Source organism: Labedella endophytica, assembly GCF_003990045.1.
GTDB classification, from domain to species: domain Bacteria; phylum Actinomycetota; class Actinomycetes; order Actinomycetales; family Microbacteriaceae; genus Labedella; species Labedella endophytica.
This window is the reverse complement of record NZ_RZGZ01000009.1, coordinates 1-2102: the sequence shown is the minus strand read 5'-3', so window position 1 is coordinate 2102 and position 2102 is coordinate 1. Positions and strand designations below refer to the sequence as shown.

Sequence of the window (2102 nt, the reverse complement as noted above, 5' to 3'; positions counted from 1 at the left end):
TATTTTAAAGGGTGAAATTGAATGCATCATTGATAAATTTATTCCATTGAAGAAAATAGGAAGACGGTCCAGAAAGAAACATTTATCAAAAGAAGCCATTAGAAAAATAAAGTATAAACAATTAATGTGGAAATTATACAGACTTACTGGAAATGAAGACAGCTACAACAGTTACAAAGAAGCACTTAATCAAGCTACAGCAGAAATTAGAAACTCAAAGAGAAGCTATGAACAGAAATTAGCATGTAACATAAAACATGACAGCAAGAGTTTTTATGCATATGTCCGGAGCAAACAGAAAGTTCAGGATAAGGTCGGTCCACTAGAGGACAGTGCTGGAAAAATAATATCAGAGGGATTTTTAATGGCAGAAAGTCTGAATGAGTATTTCAGTTCAGTTTTTACCAGGGAAGAAGTCAGCTCATTGCCAATACCAGAGACTAAGTTCATGGATACAGAATCAGACGACTATTTAGGGCAGTTAATTGTAACCCCGGAAATGGTAGCTAATAAAATAAAGACAATGAAAGATAATAAATCACCTGGAGTGGATGGGATTCCACCCAAATTGCTATTGGAGACTGTAGAGCAAATTAGCATACCGCTTGCAACAGTATTCAACTTATCATTAAAACAGGGAGTTGTTCCAGTAGAATGGAAAGAAGCAAATGTCATACCATTATTTAAAAAGGGATCAAGAAAGAAGGCAGAAAATTAAAGACCAGTGAGCTTAACATCAGTAATCTGCAAGTTGTTAGAAAGGCTAATTAAAGATCACACGGTGGACTTCCTTATTAAACACAAATTGATAAACCCATCTCAACATGGGTTCCTAAAAGCAAGATCATGCTTAACAAATATGTTATGTTTTTTGGAAGACGTCACTAAGTGGGTAGACGAGGGTTCACCAGTAGATATTATCTACTTAGATTTTCAAAAAGCTTTTGACAAAGTTCCACACCAAAGATTACTGCTTAAATTAAAAGCCCATGGCATAGGTGAAGGTATCATTAACTGGATAGAAAAATGGCTGATTGATAGAAGACAACGGGTAGTAGTAGATGGGGAGGCTTCTAATTGGAAATCTGTTTTGAGTGGGGTACCACAAGGATCAGTATTGGGACCTTTATTATTCCTAGTATATATTAATGATTTGGATGATGACATAACAAGCAAGGTGCTGAAATTTGCAGATGATACAAAGGTGTTCAGAAAGGTTAAACATGATGGCGATAAACAGCGTTTACAGGACGATTTAGACAAGTTAATCAAATGGTCTGAAAAATGGCAGATGTTATTTAATTTTGGTAAATGTAAATGCCTCCACACTGGACATGGGAACAAAGATGTACACTATAAAATGGGGGGTACTGTTCTTAGCACTACCACAACAGAAAAGGACTTAGGGGTAATAATTAGTGCTGATATGAAGGTTTCAGAGCAGTGCGGAATTGCAGCATCAAAGGGAAATCAAATGCTTGGGTTAATTAGGAGAAATATAGCGTATAAGGAAAAAGAACTAATAATACCACTGTATAAAGCAATAGTTAGGCCTCATTTGGAATACTGTATACAAGCGTGGAGACCTTATCACAAGAAGGACATAGATATGCTAGAAAGAGTACAGAGGAGAGCAACTAAAATGATTACAGGACTGAGAGACCGTAGTTACATGGAACGCCTAAAAGAGTGTGGATTGACAACACTAGAGACCAGGAGATTAAGAGGAGATCAGATTGAAGTTTTCAAGATATTGAATGGTTACGAAAATATTGACAGAAGTATATTTTTTTCAATTAAGAAAGATCGAAGGACTAGAGGACATGAAGTGACATTAGTAAAGGACCAGTGTAGATTAGATATCAGAAAGTATTCATTTTCACAAAGGACTATAAATGAATGGAACAGATTATCTATTGATTGTGTGGGTGCTAATAGTGTGAATATGTTTAAAAACAACATCGACAAATACCTCAGAAGGGCGGGATATACATAGATAATAACGGTTGGACTCTCGATAAGCCGGAGGCTTCCTTGTCCACTTGCCATCTAGAGTTATTCTCAGGTGGCAATCTTGTTAAATCTTGTTAAATCTTGTTAAA

At 36.1% G+C, this 2102-nt stretch carries 2 protein-coding genes; both read left to right on the top strand.

Going from position 1 to position 2102, the window contains the following annotated elements:
* On the top strand, positions 1–718 hold a 718-nt coding region (locus tag ELQ94_RS17400; RefSeq protein ID WP_166404900.1), incomplete at its 5' end, for a hypothetical protein.
* A gap of 6 nt (positions 719–724) precedes the next feature.
* Positions 725–1996, top strand: a complete 1272-nt coding sequence (locus ELQ94_RS17135) for an RNA-directed DNA polymerase (protein ID WP_127051599.1) — start codon at positions 725–727, stop codon at positions 1994–1996.
* Positions 1997–2102 lie beyond the last annotated feature (106 nt).